The following is a 2,652-nucleotide window of genomic DNA, read 5'->3' as shown; positions in this document are numbered from 1 at the left end:
ATTGGTTATTTGAGTTTTTCCTTTTTTCCAAATGCGCTTTTGCTTTTTGTTATCATATTGTTAGGAGGAATAGGAGTTTTATTTTATCAAACAATCCATTCAAAATATCAAGATTTCCTCTTTTCGGCGTAAATTGTATTTTTTAAAAATAAGTAAAATGAGAAATTTTTGTTAAAAAAATGTAGGAATACGTCAGGCTATGCTTTTTGTTTTTAATTAATAATTTGATGTTTAGAATGTTATAGTTTTAATTATTTGTATCTTAATTATTAAATTTATGTTTCGCATTTGGAAAATTGAAAAAAAGTTTAGATATTTGTTCAACAGAAATAAAAAAGGTAAAAAATGAAATTTAATCTATGTAATATGTCTAAAAAAGCCATTCAGGTGAAAACTTGGAAGGGGAGGTGTATATAGCTTTATTTTAAATTAAATAATATATAGCAAAAAAACCTCCCAACTCGTTGGGAGGTTTTTTTTTTGGAATTTCAAGGTTAAAAAAATAATAAGAATAAGTAAATCAATAATTAAGTATGCAACAACTCGACACTATTAAGGTTACCATTTACAAGGCGAAGACGATGAAGACGATGATGATGTGTATTTACGCCATGGTGTGTGTTTGTATCTGCTGATTCCAAAAGTATAAGTTTATCATACAACTTAAAACCCTTTTGGATATGTGTCTAAAAGGGTTTTTTGTTTTTCAGTAGTCAAAGGACACAAAAAGAAGAATTAAATAAATGAATAAAAAAAGCTGAATAAGCTTTGTTTAAAATAACCATAAAAAAAGAAATTATGAGTTCAACAAATTTTACAGCGAAACATACTGCCGACAGTATAAAGTTATTTTCTATTTCGGCCAATATTGAAAATGCCAAGTCCTATATTATGCAACCTGCCAATATGCGATGTCAGCGAATGTCAGATGCAGAACAGGTCGTCAAGGGAATAAATAAAGATTTGATTCGACTCTCGGGAAGAGTAGAAGATCGGAAGGATTTAAAAGTCTTTGCCGAATTACAAGCATAAAAAGCACAATTGATTTTTTAGAAAACGAAACTCATTGTGCTATAAATAAAACTAAAATATAAGCCATAAAAGCAAACATTAATTACAAAAATAAAGTACCATGAAAACTATAACATATATCACAAACAGAGTAGAGTTACTAAAAAAAGGAATTTTAAAAGCAATAAAATCAGAACCGTTTAATCCAACGAAAGAGTTGGACCATACAAGATTTCATGTAGATGAGAACTTCGATTTAAAAGCAAGAAAAGGCAAGAGCTCTTTATTGTTTCATATGTACTCTAAAGAAAACGAAACTCTTTTTATTTGAGAGTTATATGATGAGTACCTCAAGAAATGTGTAGGTAAAAATTATTTGCCATGAAATGCACGGATAAAAACGCGGAATCCCTTTTTAATAGAAAAGGAATTCGTGAGAATTAGTGCATTTCGTGGCAATTTTTTAATTGATGAGCAATCATTGTTTCAAAGATGAATTGAATAATAATTTGGTTGTTTCATAAAATTGTAGTTAATTTGCACCTTTAAGTTCAGAAACGTATTGAAATGTTATAAAGAAAGGCAGAGGGATTAGACCCGATGAAGCCTTAGCAACCCTTCGATTTATCGAAGAAGGTGCTGCATTCTACCACGCCAAACGTGGAAAGATAACACTAAGAATTCAACTAGTTTTTCTAGCTTTCTTCATAATATTTCCAGGTACAAATCAAAAAATCAAAAAAGATTTGAAATTGGAAAATAAACCAACAACAATTACTATACAAAATTTCACTACCGAAAGTGGTGCTTTTTACGCTACGATCAATTTGAGTTATCATCTTTTTGGCCCGGCATTGCATACTGCACCAATCGTTTTGGTCAATCACGCATTAACTGGGAATTCACAAGTTGTGGGGTTAAAGGGATGGTGGAATGTATTAATTGGTGAAAACAGAACAATAGACACTAATAAATACACCATACTAGCTTTTAATGTGCCAGGAAATGGTTTTGACGATACCATTATCGAGAACTATTTAGATTTTACGGCCAGAGATGTGGCCAGACTTTTTATAGAAGGGCTTAAGGCACTTCAGATTAATCAATTATTTGCTATTATTGGTGGTTCTGTGGGTGGCGGAATTGCTTGGGAAATTGCCGCATTGGCACCACAAATAACAAAACACTTAATTCCGATTGCAACCGACTGGAAATCGACCGACTGGTTGATAGCCAATTGTTTTTTGCAGGAACAAATTTTGAATAATTCGGCTAAGCCAATTGAGGATGCTCGCATTCACGCAATGTTGTGCTATAGAACACCAGAATCTTTTAAGGCAAAATTTGATCGAACTACCAATGAGGAATTAGCCATTTTTAATATTGAAAGTTGGCTGGATCATCACGGAAAGAAATTGCAAAAACGTTTTCAACTTTCGGCATATAAGCTGATGAATCAATTGCTGAAAACAATAGATATTTCCAAAAACAGAGAATCTTTTATTGCCGTAGCCTCACAAATTGAGGCGGATATTCATATTATTGGAATCAATTCGGATTTGTTTTTTTCGGTAAATGAAAATAAAGAGACATACGAAACATTAAAAAAGCACAAAGCGAATGTATCGTTTCAAGAGATTG

At 31.7% G+C, this 2,652-nt stretch carries 3 protein-coding genes and 1 riboswitch; all 3 genes read left to right on the top strand.

The window, feature by feature from the left end; translation table 11 throughout:
• Window positions 1–798: 798 nt before the first annotated feature.
• Window positions 799–1,032: a PLP-dependent transferase gene (locus VFS71_RS11310; protein ID WP_326401352.1), complete on the top strand. Its 234-nt coding sequence runs from the start codon at window positions 799–801 to the stop codon at window positions 1,030–1,032.
• A gap of 100 nt (window positions 1,033–1,132) precedes the next feature.
• Entirely contained in the window at window positions 1,133–1,342 is a 210-nt protein-coding gene (locus tag VFS71_RS11305) for a hypothetical protein (protein WP_326401351.1), read from the top strand.
• Between the two features lie 236 nt (window positions 1,343–1,578).
• A riboswitch (SAM riboswitch) is annotated at window positions 1,579–1,686 on the top strand.
• 77 nt (window positions 1,687–1,763) lie between these two features.
• Window positions 1,764–2,652 (top strand): alpha/beta fold hydrolase (locus tag VFS71_RS11300; RefSeq protein WP_326401349.1); only part of this gene is annotated, 889 nt, incomplete at its 3' end.

It is taken from the genome of Flavobacterium sp., assembly GCF_035760125.1.
GTDB lineage: Bacteria > Bacteroidota > Bacteroidia > Flavobacteriales > Flavobacteriaceae > Flavobacterium.
The sequence above is the reverse complement of the archived record's forward strand: the minus strand, read 5'-3'. Positions and strand labels throughout refer to the sequence as shown.

Excerpts from the sequence above, each read along its gene's own strand:
- VFS71_RS11310 (WP_326401352.1), top strand. The coding sequence starts at position 799 with ATGAGTTCAACAAATTTTACAGCGAAACATACTGCCGACAGTATAAAG.
- VFS71_RS11305 (WP_326401351.1), top strand. The coding sequence starts at position 1,133 with ATGAAAACTATAACATATATCACAAACAGAGTAGAGTTACTAAAAAAA.